Source organism: Planococcus sp. MSAK28401 (assembly GCF_018283455.1).
GTDB classification, from domain to species: Bacteria; Bacillota; Bacilli; order Bacillales_A; family Planococcaceae; genus Planococcus; species Planococcus alpniumensis.
Map to the genome: position 1 here is coordinate 1,363,107 of NZ_JAAMTH010000001.1, position 22,429 is coordinate 1,385,535.

Here is a 22,429-nt window from a genome sequence, read left to right on the forward strand (position 1 = left end):
TAAGGAGGGAACTGAAACATGATGAACACAAAACGATGGATCGCCTTACTGGCCGCTGCTGCCTTGCTGGTGATATCTCTAGTCATTAACTCGGCCTTTTCAGTGCTGCAGTCGGATTTCACTTCGGGCTTTGACGATTGGACAGGCATGGAACAGACGGCTTTAAGCGAACAAGTGGTTGAATCAGGCGATGCTTCCAACCGGATTGCCGTGTTGAACGTGGACGGAGCGATCCAGGATACGGGAGAAGCTTCCGTTTTTGCCGCTGCCGGCTATAACCATGATTTGTTCATGGAGCAATTGCAAGCTGTTAAGGAAGACAGCAGCGTCAAAGGCGTTGTCTTGAAAGTCAATTCACCTGGGGGAGGGGTCGTTGAGTCTGCGCAGATTCACGACAAGATTAAGGAAATCCAGGAAGAAACCGGCAAGCCGCTTTACGTTTCGATGGGCGCAATGGCTGCCTCAGGCGGTTATTATATTGCCGCACCGGCTGAAAAGATCTTTGTCAGCGAAGAAACTTTGACAGGATCAATCGGCGTCATCATGCAAAGCGTCAATTATGGCGAACTTGCTGAACGCTACGGCGTGGATTTTGTCACCATCAAATCGGGGCCATATAAAGACATTTTGAGCCCAACGCGTGAAATGACAGATGACGAGCGTGCCCTCTTGCAAGAGATGCTCGATAGTTCTTATGAGGAATTCGTTGATGTCATCGAAGAAGGGCGCGACATGACGGAAGCAGAAGTAAAAAAATATGCGGATGGGCGCATCATGAACGGCCGCCAAGCGGTTGAAGCGAACCTGGCGGATGATTTCGGCTTTGAAGAAGATGTCATCCAGGCAATGCGCGATGATTTCGATTTAGCAGGCGGCGAAGTCTTTGAATATGGTGCCGGTGACGACTGGTCTTCACTCTTTGCGATGAAGGCAGGATCATTCTTCGGCATGGACATGGAAACGAAGTTCATCTCGGATATGCTGTCCCAAAATAGCGGGCCGCGCATGATGTATCTATACGGTGAAAACTAAGGAGGTGGAGAAGCATGACTGATCACGTCAATAATGATGCGGCGGAGCGAGCGGCTGCAACTCCGCCGGTCCGGCCGGAAAACGATAGAATCCTTTTTTATGAACGCAAGCCGGCTGGTTTCTGGATGCGCTTCTGGGCGTATTTGATCGATATCTTGGTCATTTCAGCAGTTTCTTCTATTTTAATCCGCCCGCTGTTTGCGCTCTTCGGGTGGGAGACGGCTGAGACGGCATGGTACGCCCCTTATGCGATCTTGACAGCAATTGTCTTTTACGGCTATTTTGTCTTGATGACTAAGTTTTTCGCACAGACGGTCGGCAAAATGATATTCGGTTTGCGCGTCGTTTCACTGAAAACAGAGCGTTTGTCATGGTCCACTTTATTGTTCCGCGAATGGATCGGCCGCTTCATATCAGTGACGATCTTGCCTTTGTACTGGATTGTCGGCTTTACGCCATTGAAGCAAGGCGTACATGATTTTATCGCGGATACGACGGTTGTCCACGAGGAATCTTACCGCAAACAGCAGATGGCGAGAAAACGGCTGGAAGGGTCTCAGTTGCAAGAGAGCGAAAGCATTTAGTATGATGAAGGTAATCTGAAAGGGAGGCGTTGCAATTTGGTACAAATCACATTCAAGCAAAACCCTGTAACATTGCCAGGCAATGAAGTGAAAGTAGGCGATCAGGCACCGGATTTCACGGTGTTATCGAACAGCCTGGAACCGAAGACCTTACAAGATTTCAAAGGCAAAGTGCTGTTGCTGAGTGTCGTTCCATCACTCGATACAGGAGTGTGTTCCGATCAGACAAAACGTTTCAGTGAAGAAGCGGCATCACTCGGAGAAGACGTCGAAGTGCTGACGGTTTCCTGCGATTTGCCATTCGCGCAGAAACGCTGGACAGAAATCAACGGTGTAGACTCCATCACGACATTGTCCGACCACCGCGACCTTTCATTCGGTGAAGCGTACGGCTTGACGATGCAGGAGCTGCGTTTGTTGGCACGTTCCATTTTCGTAGTCGACACAGACGGCAAAGTGGCATATGTGGAATATGTGGCAGAAGGCACCGATCACCCTGATTACGACAAAGCGCTCGAAGCAGTCAAAGCACTGACAAACTAATACCAGGAAACCCACTCTTGCCGAGTGGGTTTCCTTATTGAGGACGGAGATTTATGAATTCATCTATGGAAAGCATTTTTACGGCAATCGACAATGAAACGGTGTCGATCCAAAGACAGGAAGAAACTTCCTATTTAGAAAGTCTGCTTACGACGACCGAGCGCTGGCTGGACGGGCAATTGAGTATCGCAGAAGGCGCAACGAAAGAAGATATGCGAAAAGCGCTTCAGCTGTCGATTTTGAAAGGCATGAAAGAGCATGTCCAGCCCCATCACCAAATGACGCCGGATGCTCTCGGGTTGTTGATCGGCTACCTGGTAGAGCTATTCGTTAAGGAACAACAAGCAACTGTCCTGGACCCGGCTGCGGGCACGGGAAATCTGCTGTTCACGGTGATGAATTATTTGGACGGCCGCATGAACGGGACAGCTGTTGAACTGGACGATTTGTTGATCCGCCTGGCTTCGAATATCGGCAATTTGATTGAGCAGCCGGTGACATTTTATTTGCAGGATGCACTGCAGCCATTACTGATCGATCCGGTCGATTGCGTCGTTTCCGATTTGCCGGTCGGTTATTACCCGGACGAAGCGACTGCCTCAAATTATGAATTAAAAGCGGAGGAAGGCATGTCCTATGCCCATCATCTGTTCATTGAACAATCCTTGAAGCATACAAAAGAAGGCGGTTATTTGTTCTTTGTCATTCCAAGGAATATTTTCGAATCGCCGCTTGCCGGGCAATTGCACAGTTTCCTGAAACAACAGGCGCATATCCAAGCCGTGATGGAACTGCCGGAGAACATCTTCAAAAATGCCCAGCATGCCAAAGCCGTGTTGGTTTTGCAGAAGAAACAGGATGGCTTGAAAGCACCGAAAGAAGTGCTCCTTGCGCGCGTCCCGAATATGTCGAAGCCGGAGACGATGGCGAAATTCTTCACGCAAGTCAACGGATGGTTTAAAGAAAACAAATCATGACACAAGCCGGCCCTATCCGGATAGGGCCGGTTTTTTCGTTTCTGGAAAAAGGCAGGAACTTTCAAGCAAACGGCGAATAGCGTAAAGAGACAAGAGAACGATCAGCTTGAAAGGAGTGGGACTATGTATCAGAACATCTTATTGGCCGTTGACGGTTCGGAAAATTCCATTCGTGCAGCTAAAGAAGCAGTGAAGATCGCTAGTTTTGCCGATGGGGCGGAAGTAACGGTCGTCTATGTTTCCGATTATAAGGAAGATGAGAATGAAGTGATTCACGACGCATCAGCGATGGAATTCGATTTGGCCAGAAAGAAAAAAATTCAGCCAATTGCGGAAATGCTCGACAGGGAAAAAGTATTTCACCAAATTGAAGTGTTGCATGGCATTCCAGGCCCCGCCATCGTTAAGATGACCAAGGAAAAGGCATATGATCTTGTTGTCATCGGCAGCCGTGGGTTGTCGCCGATCCGCGAAGTGATGCTCGGCAGCGTCAGCCATAAAGTCGTCAATCATGCAGAATGCCCTGTACTTGTAGTCAAATGAAAATTGGCCCTTGCGCCTCGCGGTGATTTGGTATACTAAGAACATCTATCGGTACAAAAAGTGCCGTGAATTATGGGAGATGAGTAGATAGATGATGGAGTTGCCGAATTGCCCGACATGCGGTTCACAGTATACGTATGAAGATGCGGGGATGGTGGTGTGCCCGGAATGTGCACATGAATGGAACCCGGTTGAACAACCGCAAGAAGAAGCAGTGCGTGATGCCGTTGGAAATGTTTTGAGGGATGGGGACGCTGTTACGGTCATCAAGGATTTGAAAGTGAAAGGCAGTTCCAATACCTTGAAAATCGGCACGAAAGTCAAAAGCATCCGGCTCGTGGACGGTGACCATAATATCGATTGCAAGATCGATGGCTTCGGCGCGATGCAGCTGAAATCGCAGTTTGTGAAAAAAGCCTGATTGTTTGAATATGGATCGCACTAAAATAAAAACCGGCCATCTCCCAATTTTTAGCGGGATGGCCGGTTTTTTGTTGCTATTTATACGCCGCGCTTATTGCCCCATAACAGTGTGTGGAGTTGCGGCAGCACTTTTGCATCGTTGAGAGCGGCGGAAACCAAATGCCTGTCGATGAGCCATTGATAGCGCTCAAGCAGATGCTGGACCAGTTTCTCGTCTTCTGTCGTCTGCGTGTCATCATTGCCGACTTGCAAAAAGAATGGGAATGACGGATAACGCAGGTGCAGCTGTTCCGCGAAAAAGAAATCGGCTTCGTCAAAAACGACGACTTTCAAGCTGGCTTGAGCCGATGATAGCTTGCCGAGCATGGCATCCAGCTTAGAGTAGTCCAAAATCATGCCCGAACTCGGGGGCTTCGGAGAGACGGTGACTTCATCGATCTCCGGTAGCCAGTCTTGCCAGATGCTGCCTTGCGTTTCGACAGCCGTGCGCCAGCCATTTTCTTGGCATAGGGCAACCAGTTCCGCAATGCCTTTATGAAGTGCCGGATTGCCTCCTGAGATGGTGACATGTGAAAAGGCATCTTTGCCGAGCTCCTCAAGCTGCTGGATAATTTCGTCTGCGGTCATCATGACGCTTTTTCCTGTGCCGTCCCAAGTGAATTTGGAATCGCACCATGAACAGGAATAATCGCAGCCGGCCGTTCGGACGAACATTGTCTTCTGGCCCATGACCATGCCTTCGCCTTGGATTGTCGGGCCGAATACTTCCATTACAGGTATCTTCATGAAGACACCTCTTTCGGCCGGTATATAACATAGCTTGTCGGGGTTTCCCGAACGATGACTTGTACACAAGCAGGCTGGTTATCCGAACGGTCGAGCGTATCCTGAATCAGCTTGTGTATTTGCTGTGCGAGCTGCTCGGTCGTCGGAAAGGTATCTGTGAATTCCGGATGGTCATTCAATACGCTATGGTCGTAGCGTTTATGGATCAAGTCTTTCAATTGTTTGAAGTCGATAAGAAAGCCGGTGCCGTTCAATTGGTCGCCGGCAATCGTGATATTTAAATGGTAGGTATGGCCATGCATTTTGGCGCATTTGCCGACTTCTTCGGCAGGAATATAATGCGCAGCGGAAAAATGCATATCTTTATTTAATTCAAAGCTATAGGGGTGCGGGACCGATGGGTAGAATTGCTGCATCAAGCTTCCGCACCTGCCTTTTGGGCCAAGTACGTCTGCAAGCCTTCGTTTCGCAGTACGCAGGACGGGCATGTGCCGCATCCTGCAGCCGGAATGCCGTGGTAGCAGGTCAAGGTCTCGGTCTGGACGAACTCGAATGCGCCAAGCTTGTCGGACAGTTCCCAGACACCTGCCTTATCGAGCCACATGAGCGGCGTATGGATGACGAATTGCTTGTCCATCGATAAGTTGAGCGTGACATTGAGCGAACGGATGAAGGTATCCCGGCAATCCGGATAACCGCTGAAATCCGTCTCGCTGACACCGGTCACGAGGTGGCGCGCGCCGAATGCATCGGCGTAAATTGCCGCAAAAGACAGGAACAATAGATTGCGCCCGGGAACGAATGTGGAAGGAAGGCCATCCTTTTGCTCTTCCACTTCAATCGAATCGCGTGTCAAGGCATTAGCGGATAATTGGTTGATGAGCCCCATATCAAGGACTTGAAGCGAAACGCCCAGCGTCTCTGCGATGCGTTTGGCATGGTCGATTTCCTGCGCATGGCGCTGGCCGTAATCGAAAGTGACGGCGAGCACTTCGCTGAATTGTTCCAATGCCCAAAATAAGCAAGTAGTGCTATCTTGCCCGCCGCTAAAAACAACGACTGCTTTTTCATTTTTCATTATAACTACAGCTCCTTAGTTTTTTAGAGAGGGAGTTTGCGAACCTCTTTTATGAAACAGTTACCATAATAGCATAATTAGGCAAGTTCCTGTGCTTTTTTAGGTGTAGTGAAATGAAGTCAGGGTATACAGGTGGTAAAAGGGAGGAGTGGCTGCAAATGAAAGCTATAGTCATCGACCAGTACGGAGGAAAAGAGCAATTGAAAGAACGTGAAGTGGAAATGCCAGCCATTTCAGCGCATCAAGTGTTGGTGGAAGTTCACGCAACTTCAGTCAACCCGATTGATTGGAAGCTGAGGGAAGGCTATTTGAAAGAAATGCTGCCATGGGAATTCCCGATTATTCTCGGATGGGATGTTGCCGGAGTCGTCAAAGAAGTAGGCGATGAGGTCAAGCATTATCATCAAGGCGACCGGGTTTTTGCGCGTCCGGATACCACGCGTCAAGGAACATATGCAGAATTTGTCCCAGTTGATGAAAATCTGCTGGCGCGCATGCCGGAAAGCATGAGTTTCGAGGAAGGCGCAGCGATTCCATTGACTGGGCTAACTGCATGGCAATGCCTGGTGGAGATTGGGCATATCAAGAAAGGCGATAAAGTGCTGATCCATGCGGGAGCTGGCGGTGTCGGAAGCATGGCGATCCAGATCGCCAATAGCGTCGGCTGCTATGTAGCGACAACAGCGAGCGATAAAAATGATGAACTCGTCACTTCTCTCGGCGCGAACCGCGTCATCGATTACCACGAAGAGGATTTCTCAGAAGTGCTGGAAGATTTTGATTTCGTGTTGGATACGATGGGCGGCGAAACGCTTGAAAAAAGTTACGGCGTATTGAAGCGCGGCGGCAGGCTTGTCAGCATAGCCGGACAGCCCGATGAAGAACAAGCGGAAAAGCTCGGCATCGACGTCAGCAGTTTCTGGCTCGAGCCAAATGGCCAGCAATTGAAAAAACTGGGCGATTTGTTCGTCAGCGGGGAAGTGAAGCCGGAAGTCGGCCACATCTATCCATTGACGGAAGAAGGCGTACGAGAAGCGCATGAATTAAGCGAATCCCATCATGCCAGAGGAAAAATCGTCATTAAAGTGAAGTCATAGTACATATAAAAGCACGCGGCGTAGTTGGCCGCGTGCTTTTATATGTGTTATTCAGTTTTTCCGGAACGTTCTTCCGAATAATAATCGTCTGGTGCATCGCTTTGGGCTTCGTCTGTACGGACGACGAGCACATCGCATTTAGCAGAACGGACGATATGTTCTGAAACACTGCCGATGAGGAAACGTTCGACTGCATTCAAACCGGTCGCGCCGCAGACGATCAAGTCGGCTTCGACTCTTTTAGCGAGTTCACGAGGAATCATTGTCTTAGGGGAACCGTAATCGACCACGATATTGACTTTTTCAACACCGCCGGCTTCGGCTTCTTTTTTATAATCCCCAAGCAAGTCTTCAGCGAATTTCTGCGCTCGGTCAGCAATCGAACGGTCATACGCTTCAATTGCGGCGAACGAACGGGTGTCGATCACGTTTACCAGATTCAGCGTCGCGTGGTTGCGTGTTGCGATGCCGATGGACTTTTTGAAAGCCCATTCCGCTTCTTTCGACCCGTCGACTGCTACCATGATTTGATTATACTTTAATGTCATCTGTACATTCCTCCTTTGTCTATACTGTAACTTTCGAGGCATAGGCAAATTGTTCCTTCCTAAAAGAGGTAGATTTATCGATTTATTTACCAAGTTATTTTCTTTCGCTATATGGATATATCTTTACATCATTATGCAAGCGCTTTCCTTTACTCTTTTGACGGTTAAAAAATTATCTCTTGATAACACAAATTAATGGAGCAATATCAAATAGAATCTGTTAGAATGGATGTGGTTTCAAATGCTGATAGTTTGGTTCATTTTATTATTTCAGACACAATATAATGGAGGGTTTTGTAATGCGTATCGGGGTACCTACAGAAGTTAAGAACAATGAAAATCGTGTGGCTATGACACCGGCGGGAGTAGTAAACTTGGCACTTTTCGGCCACGAAGTTTTCATCCAATCGGGTGCGGGGCTAGGATCCGGTTTTACGGATTTTGATTATGAAGCAGCTGGCGCTGTCATCGTCGCTGATGCTGACCAAGCGTGGGCGCAGGATATGGTCATGAAAGTGAAAGAGCCGGTAGCTAGCGAATACAAGCATTTCCGTGAAGGCCAAGTGCTCTTCACTTACTTGCATTTGGCGCCGGAAGTGGCATTGACGAATGCTTTGCTCGAGTCGAAAGTGACAGGCGTGGCTTATGAAACGGTCCAACTTCCAAATAATTCATTGCCGCTCCTTACGCCGATGAGCGAAGTGGCTGGCCGCATGTCGACGCAAATCGGTGCTCAATTCCTCGAGAAAATTCACGGTGGCGGCGGCATCCTGCTTGGTGGCATCCCTGGCGTTTCACGCGGTAAAGTGACGATTGTCGGCGGTGGTGTAGCTGGAACCAACGCTGCGAAAGTAGCGATCGGGATGGGCGCAGATGTAACGATCCTTGACTTGAACCCAGAACGCCTGCGCCAACTGGACGACCTGTTCGGCAAAGATGTGCAAACATTGGTTTCTAATCCGCTTAACATCGCACAATCGGTTAAAAATTCGGATCTAGTCATCGGAGCGGTATTGATTCCGGGAGCGAAAGCACCGAAATTGATCACTGAAGACATGATCAAATCGATGAAGCCAGGTTCTGTTGTAGTGGATATTGCCATCGACCAAGGCGGCATCTTCGAGACAAGCGATCGCATCACGACCCACGATGCACCGACTTACGTAAAGCACGATGTTGTTCATTATGCCGTTGCGAACATGCCGGGTGCCGTTCCGCGCACATCGACGATCGGCTTAACGAATGTAACGGTCCCTTACGCAGTACAAATCGCCAACAAAGGGCTTAAGCAAGCAGTCCTCGATAACGAAGCATTGAAAAAAGGCGTCAACACGATGGATGGCCAAGTCACGTATAAAGCCGTGGCTGACGATCAAGGCCTCCAATACAAATCAGTCGACGAATTGCTTCAATAACAATGGAAAAGAGCTGTTCCTGGAAAATCCCCCATAAGGATTTTCGGAACAGCTCTTTTTTATCGGTTGATGATGGTCAATTCTTTTGGATATTTGGTCAGCACTTCGTAGCCGTCTTCTGTAACGACCAAATCGTCTTCGATGCGCACGCCGACTTGATCCGTGACATAAATGCCGGGTTCGATCGTAAATACCATACCCGCCTTGAGCGGCATATCGTTGCCTCCATGGATCGACGGGAATTCATGGACAGAAATCCCAAGGCCGTGGCCAAGGCGATGCGTGAAATATTCCCCGTAGCCTGCGTCTTCGATGGTCTTGCGGGCAATCCCGTCAAGTTCCGCCGCTGTAACGCCAGGTCGCACCGCATCAAGTGCTGCTTGTTCTGAGCGCTTGACGATATCGTATACTTCTTTCGCTTGTTCGCTTGGTTCGCCGAACGCCAATGTGCGGGTGATGTCCGAGCAATAGCCTTCGTAAATGACGCCGAGGTCCATTAGCACGAGATCGCCGCGTTCAATTTTGCGTTGCCCTGTTTTGCCATGTGGAGAAGCGGCTTTCGGGCCTGTCAGGACGGTGGTGTCAAAAGACATATGGGTGATGCCGCGTTTTTTCAATGCCGTTTCAATTTCGGTCATCAATTCGATTTCGGTCATCCCTTCTTGCATCACGTCGGCTGCCACTTCGATGGCGTAATCCGCAAGTGAGGCAGCATGGCGCAAGATGTCAAGTTCTGCTTCATCTTTGATGACGCGCATGGCATTCATCTGAGCATCGATCGAATGGATTTCGGGCGACTGGAAATAATGGTTGATCGCGTCGTAGCGCTCGACGATCATATGTGCTTTCTCGATAGCGATGCGCTTTGTCGGCTGATTGCGTTTGGCTGCCGTTTCGTACAACACTTGCATCGCATCTTGCGTATCGGCGTGTCCCGCAATTTCGCCTGTCCAGCCGGCAGCTTTCGCATCCGGCGCTTCCATTGCCGGGCAGATGAGGAATGGTTCTGCCTCCGCGAACACCATAACGGCGAGCAGCCGCTCTTTCGGATCGCTATTAAAGCCGGTCAAATAGAAGATATTATGCGGGTCGGTGATGAGCGCCGCATCGAGTTGCTGCTGTTTCAAAAATTTTTGCAAGTTAGTCAATTTGTTCATATGTATTCCTCCCCTTCATGTGTAGCATATCAAAAATCAGGGTATAAAACAGCAGAAAGCAATGAGCCAAAACTCTATTGGAGGGATATCATGAAAATCTCATATCACGGCCATTCGGTGGTAAAAATTCAAACCGGAGGCAAAACGATCCTCATCGATCCGTTTATCACCGGAAACGAATTAACGGACCTGACGGCAAGCGAAGAAAAGCCGGATGCAATCCTGTTGACGCATGCGCATAATGACCATGTCGGCGATACGGTGGACATCGCAAAATCAAGTGGTGCAGTCGTTGTGGCGCCTGTGGAGCTCGCAAACTACCTTAGCGGACAAGGCTTGGATGCGGTCGGCATGAACCTCGGCGGCGCCAAAGAGTTCGAATTCGGCAAAGTGAAATTCACGAAAGCGTTCCATAGCTCCTCCTATACGACAGAAGACGGGGAAGTCATCTACGGCGGCATGCCGGCCGGTATTCTGTTCGAAGCGGAAGGAAAGACGGTGTATCATGCTGGGGATACGGAAGTGTTCGGGGACATGGAAATCATCGGAAAACGCCATTCGATCGACTTGGCGTTTGTCCCAATCGGCGATTTCTTCACGATGGGCCCAGAAGATGCGGCTTACGCCGTGGAACTGATCAATCCGAAGACGGCGGTGCCGATTCATTACAACACCTTCCCGCCAATCAAGCAGGACCCAGAACAATTCAAGCAAGCAGTCAAGCAGGCGGATGTCCAGATCATGGAGCCTGGAGACAGCATCGACTTATAAAATACAATAGCAAACAGGCAAGGGGAGACAATCATTCCCTTGCCTGTTTTTTTAATTACCGAGAGCCAAGCCCTGCTTTTCAAAGGCTGCCGCCGGATTGTCGACTTCCATTCGGATTATGATAAACTAAGGGGTAGAGGATAGCAGAAAGATTGGTGAAACAATGGCGACGAAACACGAACAGATTTTGGACTATATCGAAACTTTGGCTGTGGGGGAGAAAATCTCCGTTCGCCGGATTGCCAAAGAGCTTCAAGTATCAGAAGGCACCGCTTACCGGGCTATTAAAGAAGCGGAAAACAAGCGGCTGGTTTCGACGATCGAACGGGTCGGCACCATCCGCATCGAGCGCAAGAAGAAAGAGAATATCGAACGGCTGACGTACGCGGAAATCGTCAAAGTCGTAGACGGCCAAGTGCTCGGCGGGCGTGCCGGGCTTCATAAATCATTGAACAAATTCGTCATCGGGGCCATGCAGCTCGAAGACATGATGCGCTATACGGAAGCGGGCAACCTGCTCATTGTCGGGAACCGTTACAAAGCCCATGAATATGCTTTGCAGGCAGGGGCAGCAGTTCTTGTGACAGGGGGCTTTGACGCTTCTGACCAAGTAAAAAAGTTGGCTGATGAACTGGAATTGCCGGTCATCTCCACCAGCTACGATACGTTTACCGTGGCCACGATGATCAACCGGGCGATTTATGACCAATTGATCAAAAAAGAGATTCTGCTCATTGAAGACATCTTGATCCCGCTGGAAAACACTCATTTTCTTCACGTTAAAGATCCGATCAGCCGCTACAATGAACTGAACAATGAAACGACGCATGGCGGTTTTCCAGTCGTCGACAGCAGCGACAGGCTGGTCGGGATCGTTACTTCACGAGACGTCATCGGCGCGTCAGATACAGAATTGATTGATAAAGTGATGACCAAGGACCCGATTACTGTGTCGCTGCAGACGAGCGTTGCGGCAGCAGGGCACCGGATGATCTGGGAAGGAATCGATTTGCTGCCGATCACTGACGACAACCATCATTTGATGGGCATCATCAGCCGGCAGGATGTATTGAAAGCGATCCAAACAGCCCAGCGCCAGCCACAGCAAGGCGAGACGATCGACGACATCATCAAGAGCCAATTGAACCAAGTGCAAGAAGACAAGCTCAGCCTGGAATTTCGCGTCACGCCCCAAATGACCAACGCGTACGGCTCGCTGTCGTACGGAGCTTATACAATGGTGCTGACAGAAGCGGCGGCCACGGCACTCAAGACAAAAAATCGCAAAGACAGCGTGCTGGAAAACATCACCGTTTATTTCCTGAAACCTGTGCAGCTGGACGCGGCATTGATCATCCGGCCGACAATCCTGGACATCAGCCGCAAATCAGCGAAAGTTGATGTCGAAGTGCTGTACGAACAGCAAGTAATCGGCAAAGCGATGCTGACGTTCCAATTGCTCGACCGCTAATGAGCGCTAGCTTGACTGAATAGGAGTCTGTGACATGCAACAATCGCCCACAAAAAAACCTCTCCGCAAGGGAGGGGCTGTTTTATGGGTTCAAGCGGGTTTCTTCGTCAAGAAACGCTTGGTAGTGGCGGTTCGCCTTGAAATTATGGACGATCAGCGCCAAGCCAAGAACAATAAAGATGCCGGCGATGATATAGGTGACGACGGTTTGGAAAATGAACAGCTGGTTGATGCCGAAAAAGGCGATAAAACTGCCGAGCGCAATTTGGGCGCGGCTTGCATACCAATTTTTTCGTACAGGCAGACGCGTTCGAATCTGTTTCGTTTTATAGTAAAGATAGAATACAGCAGAAATAATAATCAAAAATATGAATATGAGCATGGGGAACCTCCTGTTATGCAAATCTATTTCCATTGTAATGGGGATGATCAGAAAATGCGAATGGATTTCCCTGTCCACTGGAGGATTGAAGCAATGTATAGTCAAATCATCGACACAATTAAACAATTCGATACGATCATCATCCACCGCCATGTGCGTCCGGACCCGGATGCCTATGGATCCCAGATCGGCCTGAAATACATATTGAGCCACAACTACCCGAACAAGCGCGTGCTTGCAGCTGGAGAGCATGATTACACGATGGATTTCCTTGATTTTCCGGATATGGTCAAAGATGCGGATTTCGAAGGGGCGTTGGTCATTGTTACGGACACGGCGAATACGGACCGAATCGACGACCAGCGTTATCACAGCGGGGCGAAATTGGTGAAAATCGACCATCATCCGAATGATGATAATTACGGCGATATTTGCCAAGTGGATACACGAGCGAGTTCTTCTTCCGAAATGATCTATGAATTGTTTACATATGGGCAAGCGGAAGAAAACTGGTCCATGCCGGATGCGGGTGCCAGGCTGCTCTATGCAGGAATCATCGGCGATACCGGTCGTTTCCTGTTTCCAAGTACGACGCAGAAAACCTTTGACGTGGCGGGCGAATTGATCAAATATGATTTTGACCGCAACGAACTCCATAACGGTATGTATGAGATGGATCGGAAATTGCTTCATCTCCAAGGGTATATGTACCAAAATTTCCAAATAGATGAAAATGGTGCGGCTTTTGTTAAAATTACACAAGACATTTTGGCGAAATTCGATGTCACTCCGACAGATACGTCTTTGCTGGTCGGTTCGCTTGGCAACGTCAAAGGCATCAAAGCCTGGGTTATTTTAATAGAAGAAGATACTGAAATACGTGTCCGGCTGCGTTCAAAAGGGCCAGTCATCAATACGCTCGCAAAAGAATTCGGGGGCGGTGGGCATCCGATGGCGTCCGGCGCAGTCGCTTATTCCTGGGACGAAGCTGACCGGGTCATCCGGCGCCTGGAGGAAATTTGCGCGAAGGCATAAGGAAAGAAGGTGTTGAAATGGTCTACCCGCATATCGTGACGGCGGCTGATCCGCTTAAAAGCACGATTCGCCTCGAAGAACTGTTTGCAGTTCTCGCCGAACAAGGCGCCAGCGCGGCAGCCTTAGTCAATTCCAAATTATACGGCGTCCTGCCATTTTGGGACGCTTGCAAAAAGGCCGGCATCCACGGGGTGCTCGGCCTTTCCGTGCCCGTCGACTTTGACGGTGCCGCGCTTCCTGTGGTGCTGTATGCGCAGAACAACACCGGCTACCATATGTTACTGAAACTGACGAGTGCATTATCGACTCGTGACGTAGAAGCCATCCCGCAAAAATGGCTGGCAGCTTATCAGGAAGGTTTATTATGTGTAATTCCCGATAATACGGCGTGGGTGCTGACAGACCGCAGCGCAGCGCTCGGTATGCTGTCGGGGTTGTTTGGCGAGCGCTTATTCGCCAGCATCGAACGGCCTGGAGGAAGTGTACAGGGGACCGAAGAAGCATTTACTGAATTCTGCTCGACGTTCGGCCTCAAATTTATGGCAAGCCATGAATGCCGATATGTGAAGCAAGAAGATGCCTTTGCGTATGAAGTGGCGAGGTCAATCGGGGACGGCTTCAAGTTAAGCGATCCTGAACGCCCGAAGCCTGAACATTCAGCGGCATTCGTGCCGACGCAAGCACAATTATCGGAATGGTTCTCAGACCATCCTGAATGGCTGGAACAAAGCCGTGCACTGCTCATGAATTGCCGAGTCACCATCCCATTGAACCGCCAATTGCTGCCGAAATATCCTGTAAAGGAAGGCGGCGACAAAAACGAGCTGATCCGTTCGCTTTGCCTGAAGGGGCTGGAAGAACGCGTCGGGAAATTAGCACAAAGCTATTCGGCCAGGCTCGATTATGAACTGGGCGTCATTTCGGCCATGGGATACATCGATTATTTCCTCATCGTTTCGGATTTCATGGCTTATGCGAGAAAAAGAGCCATCCTGACAGGACCGGGCCGCGGATCCTCTGCCGGTTCGCTCGTGGCCTTCGCGTTGCGCATTACGGATGTCGACCCACTCGCCCATGGATTGTTATTCGAGCGCTTCCTGAATCCGGAGCGCGTCACTTTGCCGGATATTGATATTGACTTCGCAGACCACCGACGCCACGAAGTTGTTGAATACGTTGCGAAAAAATACGGTGCCTTACAGACTGCACAAATCATCACATTCGGCACCCTGTCTACAAAAGCGGTCGCGAGAGACACGGCGAGGGTATTCGGTTTCGAAGCCGAAGAGCTCGACAAGATCTCCAAACTCATCCCGAGCCGGCCGGGTATCACTTTGCGCGAAGCTCTCCGCGAATCGAAAGCGCTGGAGGATTGGATCATCGGCAATGAAACCCGTGAACGCTGGTTCAAGACGGCGCTGAAGCTGGAAGGCCTGCCACGGAATTCGTCGATTCATGCAGCAGGTGTCATTTTGAGCCCGGGCCCATTGGTGGATTATGTTCCGATCGAAAAAGGCAATGATGATATTTTCATTACCCAATGGCCGATGCAGGAACTTGAAGCAATCGGCTTATTAAAAATGGACTTTCTCGGATTGCGAAATTTGACGATTCTTGAAAACATGGCACATATGCTAAAACGCGACCGGAACTTGGTGATTGATTACCGAAGTTTGCCGCTCGACGACAAAGAAACCTATGCTTTACTGGCGAAAGGCGATACAGCGGGTATTTTCCAGCTGGAGTCTCCTGGCATGCGGCGCGCGTTGATGCTCATCAAACCAAGCGCTTTCGGCGATATCGTCGCAGTCAATGCTTTGTACCGTCCAGGCCCGATGGAATTCATTCCGCTTTATGCGAGGCGTAAGCACGGCGAAGAGGCGGTAGCCTATATCCATCCGGTACTGGAGCCGATTTTATCGGAAACGTACGGCGTCATCGTCTATCAAGAGCAGATCATGAAAATCGCCGCCGAAATGGCGGGCTTCAGCTTAGGCGAGGCCGATTTATTGCGCCGCGCTGTCAGCAAAAAAAATCGCCAAATCCTTGACGAAGAACGCCAGCATTTCATCGGCGGAGCCACCGCGAAAGGCTATACTGCAAATGAAGCGGGAGACGTCTATGACTTGATCGTGCGATTTGCTGATTACGGCTTCCCGAAAAGCCATGCGGTCGCTTACAGTATGATTTCCTATCAGCTGGCCTATATGAAAGCCCATTATCCTGTGCAGTTCTATGCTGCCCTATTATCGAACACCCAAGGGAATAATGAGAAAACGGCCCAGTTTATGCGTGAAATGAAAGAGCGTGGAATTTCACTTGCCGCACCGTGCATTGCAAATAGCCGCTATGGGTTTTCGTCAGAGGCACAACAAGTACGGGCAGGCCTCAGCATCGTAAAAGGCGTTCCGGGAACGGCGGTCAAAGCCATCTTAGCAGCGAGAAAGGAAGGGCCTTTCCAAAGCCTGTTCAATATCGCTGAACGGATATCAGCAGTGCATTTCACCCGTAAGGCTTTCGAACCGCTTATCAAAGCGGGGGCACTGGACGTACTCGGAAAAGACCGTGCCGTCCTGCTCGCGTCTCTTGACAGCGCGATCAAGCATGCGGAACTGGTAAAGCCGAATGAAGACCCTGGGTTATTTGATGACATGGGATCTAGCTTCATGAAACCGAAATATACCAAAGCCGAACCGATGCCGGATGGGCTTAAGCTCGACTTTGAAAAAGAAGCGCTCGGTTTTTATTTGAGCACGCATCCCGTGGAACGGGAAAAAGAGCAGCGCAACAAAGCCTATACAGCACTCAATGACCTGCCGAAGAAAAAAGACCGTGAGCGTGTGGAAGTGCTCGGGTTGGTGGAAGACGTACGGCGCATCCGCACGAAAAAAGGCGATGCGATGGCGTTTGTCACCTTGCAGGATGAAACCGGCGTGGCGTCGGTTACGCTGTTTCCGAAAGAGTATGCGCAATACAACGAAATTCTGGATAAAGATGCCTTGCTCGAAATTCTAGGAACAGCCGAAACTCGCCAAGGCAAGACGACCATCATCTGTAAAACCATTGTGTGAAGGTATGGAATAGCCTACATTCATATAAGATAATCAATAACGGACTGCATTTCTTAAAAAGAAATGCAGTTTTTTCTTTACGGCAGCCGAAATTTTTTGTAAGGTATAGAAAGATTAGTGGTCAGACCACTTTCAAAAAAATGGAAACAAAAGGAGTTTTCATGAATCAGCCAAAACGCTATTTAAATATTGTAAGTGAAATGCGGGACATGATTCGGGAACAGAACATTCGACCGGGCGACCGGATCCCTTCAGAACGGGAGTTGGCTGAAAAGCTGGCGGTCGGCCGTTCGACGATCCGCGAGGCGCTTCGGAGCCTGGAATTGCTGGGGCTCATCGAAACCCGTCGAGGAGAAGGGACATTTTTAACTGACCCAAGAAAACACCGGCTCGTCGAATTGCTCGCGACCTTCATATTGCAGGACAATAAAACCCTGGAAGATGTGCGGGAAACGATGTGCATACACGAAACTGCGGCCATCCAGGTTATCTGCGCAAGCGATGCATCCAAACTTCCGGTATGGGAAAGTTTACGTGAGCGGCTGGATGGGCATGAATTCATAAGGGAAGATTTTGTCCGCGAATTGATGGTGCTGTCTGGCAACCGTCTTTCGCTGAAAATTTGGTTCTTATTAAAGCAATACGGGGGCAATCCTTATGACGGCGAAGTCATGCCGGAAGAGAGACCCTTGCTGAAAAACATCCTGCAGGCGATCGAGCAGCAGGATGCTGAAACGGCCATCCGGGATTTTAAAGCCTGGAGCAGTGTCTTAATTAAAGGAGAGAATGCGCAATGGCAATGATACGCGATATATTCAAGAAAAAACGAGATGAAAAAGAAGCGACGATTCCTTCCAAAGCGGCAAAAGATGTGCCGGAGGGCTTGATGACAAAATGCCCAAACTGCAAACACATCACCTTGACGAAAGAATTGGAGAATTTGGGGAAAGTCTGCCCTAAATGCGATCATCATTTCAAAATGACGGCCCGCGAGCGAATCGTCCACCTTTTGGACGATTCGAGCTTCGATTCAGTAGACGATCATTTAAAATCTGAAAACCCGTTGAATTTCCCGGGTTACAGCGAAAAAGTCCAAGCCGATAGCGAAAAAACCGGCTTGAACGAGGCGGTGTTGACAGGGACCGGTTCGATCAAAGGCCAGCAAGTGGTCGTGGCCGTAATGGATTCGCATTTCCGCATGGGCTCGATGGGCTCAGTGGTTGGGGAGAAAATCACGCGCGCTGTCGAGTTGGCAACTAAATTGAAAGTGCCATTTTTGATCTTTACTGCAAGCGGTGGAGCGCGTATGCAGGAAGGCGTGCTGTCGCTCATGCAAATGGCGAAAACGAGTGTTGCGTTAAAACGCCACTCGAATGAAGGCTTATTGTTCGTATCCATCTTGACGCATCCAACGACTGGCGGCGTATCTGCCAGCTTTGCTTCTGTCGGCGACATCAATTTGGCGGAACCGAAAGCATTGATCGGCTTTGCAGGGCGGCGCGTCATCGAACAGACGGTGCGTGAGAAATTGCCGGAAGACTTTCAGACGGCGGAATTTTTGCTTGACCATGGCCAGCTCGATGCGGTCGTGCATCGCTCTAAAATGCGCGAGACGCTGTCGACCATTGTGCAATTGCACGTGAAAGGGGCTGGATCCAATGCCTAAAAAGAAAATGAAGACGATGGCGTTTGAAGAACCTTTGATTGAATTGAGAAAAAAGATTTCAGAGTTGAAGGAATATACGCAAACGGCAGATGTCGATCTTAGTTCGGAAATCACTTCTTTAGAAGAGCGTTTTGCGAAACTCGAGGAAGAAATCTATGAGAACATGAAACCATGGGATCGCGTTCAAGTGGCGCGCCACCCGGAACGACCGACGACTTTGGATTATTTGCCGCTCGTCTTCAAGGACTTCATCGAACTGCATGGAGACCGTGTCTACGGGGATGACGAGGCAATCATTGGCGGCATCGGGAGTTTTGAAGGACAGCCAGTGACGATCATCGGCCATCAGCGCGGCAAGGACACGAAAGAAAATGTCCGCCGCAATTTCGGGATGCCGCATCCTGAAGGCTATCGGAAAGCGCTGCGCTTGATGAAGCAAGCTGAGAAATTCGGACGCCCGGTCATTTGCCTGATCGATACAAAAGGCGCCTATCCGGGAAGAGCTGCAGAAGAACGCGGGCAAAGCGAAGCAATCGCGCGCAACCTGGTCGAGATGGCCGGGCTTGAAGTGCCGGTGCTGTCCATTGTCATCGGAGAAGGCGGAAGTGGCGGAGCACTCGCGCTTGGTGTCGGCAACCAAATCTTGATGCTCGAAAACTCGACGTTCTCGGTCATTTCGCCTGAAGGAGCGGCGTCGATTCTTTGGAAAGATGCGGCGCTTGCGAAAACTGCAGCGGAAGCCATGAAAATCACGGCGCCTGATCTATTGAAGATGGGCATCATCGAGCATATGATTCCCGAAGTACGCGGCGGCGCTCATCACGACACCTCTCGCCAGGCACAATTGATCAGCGGAGCAATCCGTTATTCATTGAAGGAATTGGAAGGCTTGAGCGCAGAACAATTGATTTCACAGCGCTATGATAAATTCAGGGCGATCGGCGTTTTCACAGAATAAAAATCAGGCCGCGTAATGCGGTCTTTTTATTTTTCGGAATTCAATAAAAAACGCATGCTGAACAGGAGTTATAGACTGACAGCACAGGCCCTGCGTGGTAAGGTGAATAAAGTAAAAAGGAAGTGCAGGAGGCGGTTTTGGTGAAGAAAATTGGAGTGTTGACAAGTGGCGGCGATTCGCCGGGGATGAATGCGGCGGTTCGCGCAGTCGTCCGGAAAGGGATTTACCATGGCATCGAAGTGGCTGGCGTCTATTATGGCTACCAAGGCTTGATTGAAGGCAATATTAAAGACCTGCAAGCCGGAGATGTCGGCGATATTATCCAGCGCGGCGGCACAAAGCTCTATTCGGCCCGCTGTGACGAATTCCGGACAGATGAGGGGCAATGGAAAGCAATTGAACAGATGAAAAAAAAGGGGCTTGAAGGCTTGGTGGTCATTGGCGGGGATGGTTCATACCGCGGGGCGATGGCTTTGACGAAAAAAGGATTCCCGAGCATCGGGGTACCGGGAACGATTGATAACGATATTCCGGGGACAGATTATACAATCGGTTTTGATACGGCATTGAATACTGTCATCGAAGCGATCGATAAGATCCGCGACACGGCGACGAGCCACGAGCGGACATTCATCATCGAAGTGATGGGCAGAGACGCCGGCGATTTGGCTTTATGGGCTGGGCTTGCCGGCGGTGCCGAAACGATCCTCATCCCCGAAGACCCGTACGACATCGATGATATGCTTGAACGCCTCGAAAGCGGGCGCAAGCGCGGCAAGAAACATAGCATCATCATTGTGGCCGAGGGCGTCATGAGCGGCGGAGAACTGGCTGAGCTCATCTCGGACAAGACCAATGTTGAAACGCGTGTTTCGGTCCTTGGCCATATCCAACGCGGCGGCACGCCGACTGGACGCGATCGCGTGCTCGGCAGCCTGTTCGGCGCACGAGCAGTGGAAGTGCTGCTCGAAGGAAAAGGCGGCCTGGCGATTGGCATGAAAAATCATCAGGTGGTAGACTATGATATGACAACGGCGTTCGAAAAAGAGCACGATGCCGATATGAGTTTGTACAAGCTTTCTAAAGAATTATCAATTTAAACAGTTAATTGGAGTGAGTCTATTGAGAAAAACGAAAATCGTCTGCACAATCGGACCGGCAAGTGAATCACCGGAAGTACTAGAACAATTGATGAAAGCGGGCATGAACGTTGCCCGCCTGAACTTCTCGCACGGCGACCACGAAGAGCATGCCTTGCGCATCAAGCGCATCCGCGAAGCTTCAGAGAAGACAGGCATCACAGTGGGGATTCTTTTGGATACAAAAGGCCCGGAAATCAGAACCCATAAAATGGAAAATGATTCCATTGAACTTGAAACCAACCAGGAAATCACCATTTCGATGACAGAAGTACTGGGCACAAAAGAGATGTTTTCGATCACGTATGAAAAATTGATTGAAGATGTCCATGAAGGCTCGATGATTTTACTGGATGATGGCTTGATCGAATTGCGCGTTACAAGCATTGACAAAGAACGCGGCCAAATCCATACGGTCGTTGAAAATGCCGGTACATTGAAAACGAAAAAAGGCGTTAACGTTCCAGGCGTATCCGTTCAATTGCCAGGAATCACTGAAAAAGACGCGGCCGATCTTCTATTCGGTATTGAACAGGATGTCGATTTCGTTGCTGCATCCTTTGTCCGCAGACGTTCAGATGTTATGGAAATCCGCAGCTTGCTGGAGAAAAATGGCGGAGCTCATATCCAAATCATTCCGAAGATCGAAAACCAGGAAGGCGTCGACAACTTAGATGAAATCATCATGGTTTCAGACGGATTGATGGTTGCACGTGGAGATCTTGGTGTAGAAATTCCTGCAGAAGAAGTGCCGATCGTACAAAAATCGATGATAAACAAATGCAATAGTGCAGGAAAGCCGGTAATTACGGCGACTCAAATGCTGGATTCCATGCAGCGCAACCCGCGCCCGACACGCGCAGAAGCAAGCGATGTCGCGAATGCCATCTTTGACGGCACGGACGCCATCATGCTATCAGGCGAAACGGCAGCAGGGCTTTATCCGGTAGAATCAGTCGAAACGATGCACCGCATTGCAGAGACAACGGAAGCTGCACTTGACCATAAACAAATCGTTTCCAACCGCCGCAAAGAAAAAGAATCGAATATGACAGAAGCGATTGGACAGGCAGTTGCATACACCGCGCTTAACTTGCGCGTGCAGGCAATTTTAGCGCCGACCGAAAGCGGCCATACGGCTAAAATGATTTCGAAATACCGTCCAGGTTCGCCAGTCATTGCAGTGACATCAACTGCACGAACTGCACGCAAACTGACTTTGATCTGGGGCGTTCAGCCGATTGTTGGAACACGCGTTGAATCGACAGATGAAATGCTTGATGTCGCAGTGGTAGAAGCGCTTAAGCACGGCTTGATCAAGCACGGTGACCTTGTCATCATCACAGCGGGCGTTCCAGTGGGTGAAGCAGGAACAACCAACTTAATGAAACTGCGCGTCATCGGTGACATCTTGGCGAAAGGGCAAGGGATCGGCAAGAGCGTCGGCTTCGGCGAAGCAGTGGTTGTGCGCAATGCTGAAGAAGCATTGGCAATGGATACCGAAGGCAAAATCATCGTCACTTACGGTACCGACCGCGACATGATGGATGCTATCAATAACTGTGCAGGCATCGTGACAGAAGAAGGCGGTTTGACAAGCCACGCTGCGGTAGTGGGGTTAAGCCTTGGGATTCCTGTAATCGTAGGTGTTAAAGATGCAGTAACGAAAGTGGAATCCGGCCAGGATATCACGATCGATGCAGATGCAGGCGTCATTTATCACGGTCATGCAAGCGTATAGTAAAGAAAACAT

The 22,429-nt window shown here is 49.8% G+C and carries 23 protein-coding genes and 1 riboswitch; of the genes, 17 read left to right on the plus strand and 6 right to left on the minus strand.

The features are described 5' to 3' along the window. Window positions 1–21 precede the first annotated feature (21 nt). From sppA to G3255_RS06980, 6 genes are all read left to right on the plus strand, one after another. The gene (gene sppA, locus G3255_RS06955; RefSeq protein WP_211655788.1) at window positions 22–1,032 is read left to right on the plus strand and encodes a signal peptide peptidase SppA; all 1,011 of its coding nucleotides are present in this window, start codon (window positions 22–24) and stop codon (window positions 1,030–1,032) included. A 14-nt stretch (window positions 1,033–1,046) separates the two neighbouring features. Next, complete coding sequence (locus tag G3255_RS06960; protein ID WP_211653837.1) at window positions 1,047–1,616, plus strand: RDD family protein; 570 nt, start codon at window positions 1,047–1,049, stop codon at window positions 1,614–1,616. 36 nt (window positions 1,617–1,652) lie between these two features. Continuing rightward, window positions 1,653–2,159, plus strand: a complete 507-nt coding sequence (tpx, locus tag G3255_RS06965; protein WP_211653838.1) for a thiol peroxidase — start codon at window positions 1,653–1,655, stop codon at window positions 2,157–2,159. A 53-nt stretch (window positions 2,160–2,212) separates the two neighbouring features. Continuing rightward, the gene (locus G3255_RS06970) at window positions 2,213–3,136 is read left to right on the plus strand and encodes a class I SAM-dependent methyltransferase (protein ID WP_211653839.1); all 924 of its coding nucleotides are present in this window, start codon (window positions 2,213–2,215) and stop codon (window positions 3,134–3,136) included. A 123-nt stretch (window positions 3,137–3,259) separates the two neighbouring features. Further along, window positions 3,260–3,679, plus strand: coding sequence for a universal stress protein (locus G3255_RS06975; RefSeq protein WP_211653840.1), 420 nt, complete (start codon window positions 3,260–3,262; stop codon window positions 3,677–3,679). 91 nt (window positions 3,680–3,770) lie between these two features. Continuing rightward, window positions 3,771–4,100, plus strand: a complete 330-nt coding sequence (locus G3255_RS06980; RefSeq protein WP_211653841.1) for a zinc ribbon domain-containing protein YjdM — start codon at window positions 3,771–3,773, stop codon at window positions 4,098–4,100. An 80-nt stretch (window positions 4,101–4,180) separates the two neighbouring features. Here G3255_RS06980 and queE read toward each other — a convergent pair whose 3' ends face one another. The 3 genes from queE to queC are packed head-to-tail and all read right to left on the minus strand — an operon-like array spanning window position 4,181 to window position 5,966. Further along, window positions 4,181–4,888, minus strand: a complete 708-nt coding sequence (gene queE, locus G3255_RS06985; protein ID WP_211653842.1) for a 7-carboxy-7-deazaguanine synthase QueE — start codon at window positions 4,886–4,888, stop codon at window positions 4,181–4,183. Next, the gene (gene queD / locus G3255_RS06990) at window positions 4,885–5,307 is read right to left on the minus strand and encodes a 6-carboxytetrahydropterin synthase QueD (protein WP_211653843.1); all 423 of its coding nucleotides are present in this window, start codon (window positions 5,305–5,307) and stop codon (window positions 4,885–4,887) included. Before queD ends, queE begins: the two co-directional genes overlap by 4 nt. Continuing rightward, a complete protein-coding gene (gene queC, locus G3255_RS06995) occupies window positions 5,304–5,966 on the minus strand; it encodes a 7-cyano-7-deazaguanine synthase QueC (RefSeq protein WP_211653844.1) in 663 nt (220 codons plus the stop codon). Before queC ends, queD begins: the two co-directional genes overlap by 4 nt. A gap of 9 nt (window positions 5,967–5,975) precedes the next feature. Next, a riboswitch (PreQ1 riboswitch) is annotated at window positions 5,976–6,019 on the minus strand. A gap of 105 nt (window positions 6,020–6,124) precedes the next feature. Here queC and G3255_RS07000 point away from each other — a divergent pair. Then, the gene (locus G3255_RS07000; RefSeq protein WP_211653845.1) at window positions 6,125–7,063 is read left to right on the plus strand and encodes an NADP-dependent oxidoreductase; all 939 of its coding nucleotides are present in this window, start codon (window positions 6,125–6,127) and stop codon (window positions 7,061–7,063) included. 47 nt (window positions 7,064–7,110) lie between these two features. Here the strand turns inward: G3255_RS07000 and G3255_RS07005 are convergent, their stop codons facing one another. Continuing rightward, window positions 7,111–7,611, minus strand: coding sequence for a universal stress protein (locus tag G3255_RS07005; RefSeq protein WP_211653846.1), 501 nt, complete (start codon window positions 7,609–7,611; stop codon window positions 7,111–7,113). 299 nt (window positions 7,612–7,910) lie between these two features. On the opposite strand from G3255_RS07005, the gene ald reads away from it, so the two are divergent. After that, entirely contained in the window at window positions 7,911–9,026 is a 1,116-nt protein-coding gene (gene ald / locus G3255_RS07010; protein WP_211653847.1) for an alanine dehydrogenase, read from the plus strand. A gap of 59 nt (window positions 9,027–9,085) precedes the next feature. Here ald and G3255_RS07015 read toward each other — a convergent pair whose 3' ends face one another. Continuing rightward, window positions 9,086–10,183: a M24 family metallopeptidase gene (locus G3255_RS07015; protein ID WP_211653848.1), complete on the minus strand. Its 1,098-nt coding sequence runs from the start codon at window positions 10,181–10,183 to the stop codon at window positions 9,086–9,088. Between the two features lie 90 nt (window positions 10,184–10,273). Between G3255_RS07015 and G3255_RS07020 the strand changes: the two genes are divergently transcribed. Further along, window positions 10,274–10,954, plus strand: a complete 681-nt coding sequence (locus G3255_RS07020; protein WP_211653849.1) for a metal-dependent hydrolase — start codon at window positions 10,274–10,276, stop codon at window positions 10,952–10,954. Between the two features lie 163 nt (window positions 10,955–11,117). After that, on the plus strand, window positions 11,118–12,425 hold the full coding sequence (locus G3255_RS07025; protein WP_211653850.1) for a DRTGG domain-containing protein: 1,308 nt from the start codon (window positions 11,118–11,120) through the stop codon (window positions 12,423–12,425). Window positions 12,426–12,507: 82 nt separating this feature from the next. Here the strand turns inward: G3255_RS07025 and G3255_RS07030 are convergent, their stop codons facing one another. Further along, window positions 12,508–12,807 (minus strand): YtpI family protein, encoded by a 300-nt coding sequence (locus G3255_RS07030; RefSeq protein WP_211653851.1) that lies wholly within the window; start codon window positions 12,805–12,807, stop codon window positions 12,508–12,510. Between the two features lie 93 nt (window positions 12,808–12,900). On the opposite strand from G3255_RS07030, the gene G3255_RS07035 reads away from it, so the two are divergent. From G3255_RS07035 to pyk, 7 genes are all read left to right on the plus strand, one after another. Beyond that, complete coding sequence (locus G3255_RS07035) at window positions 12,901–13,842, plus strand: DHH family phosphoesterase (protein WP_211653852.1); 942 nt, start codon at window positions 12,901–12,903, stop codon at window positions 13,840–13,842. A 17-nt stretch (window positions 13,843–13,859) separates the two neighbouring features. Beyond that, window positions 13,860–16,913: a DNA polymerase III subunit alpha gene (gene dnaE, locus G3255_RS07040; RefSeq protein ID WP_211653853.1), complete on the plus strand. Its 3,054-nt coding sequence runs from the start codon at window positions 13,860–13,862 to the stop codon at window positions 16,911–16,913. Window positions 16,914–17,074: 161 nt separating this feature from the next. Next, window positions 17,075–17,716: a FadR/GntR family transcriptional regulator gene (locus G3255_RS07045; RefSeq protein WP_211653854.1), complete on the plus strand. Its 642-nt coding sequence runs from the start codon at window positions 17,075–17,077 to the stop codon at window positions 17,714–17,716. Beyond that, window positions 17,707–18,579: an acetyl-CoA carboxylase, carboxyltransferase subunit beta gene (accD, locus tag G3255_RS07050; RefSeq protein ID WP_211653855.1), complete on the plus strand. Its 873-nt coding sequence runs from the start codon at window positions 17,707–17,709 to the stop codon at window positions 18,577–18,579. Before G3255_RS07045 ends, accD begins: the two co-directional genes overlap by 10 nt. Then, a complete protein-coding gene (gene accA, locus G3255_RS07055; protein ID WP_249222077.1) occupies window positions 18,572–19,537 on the plus strand; it encodes an acetyl-CoA carboxylase carboxyl transferase subunit alpha in 966 nt (321 codons plus the stop codon). Before accD ends, accA begins: the two co-directional genes overlap by 8 nt. 140 nt (window positions 19,538–19,677) lie before the next feature. Beyond that, window positions 19,678–20,637, plus strand: coding sequence for a 6-phosphofructokinase (pfkA, locus tag G3255_RS07060; RefSeq protein WP_211653856.1), 960 nt, complete (start codon window positions 19,678–19,680; stop codon window positions 20,635–20,637). Window positions 20,638–20,659: 22 nt separating this feature from the next. Next, window positions 20,660–22,417, plus strand: coding sequence for a pyruvate kinase (gene pyk, locus G3255_RS07065; RefSeq protein WP_211653857.1), 1,758 nt, complete (start codon window positions 20,660–20,662; stop codon window positions 22,415–22,417). Window positions 22,418–22,429: the final 12 nt, after the last annotated feature.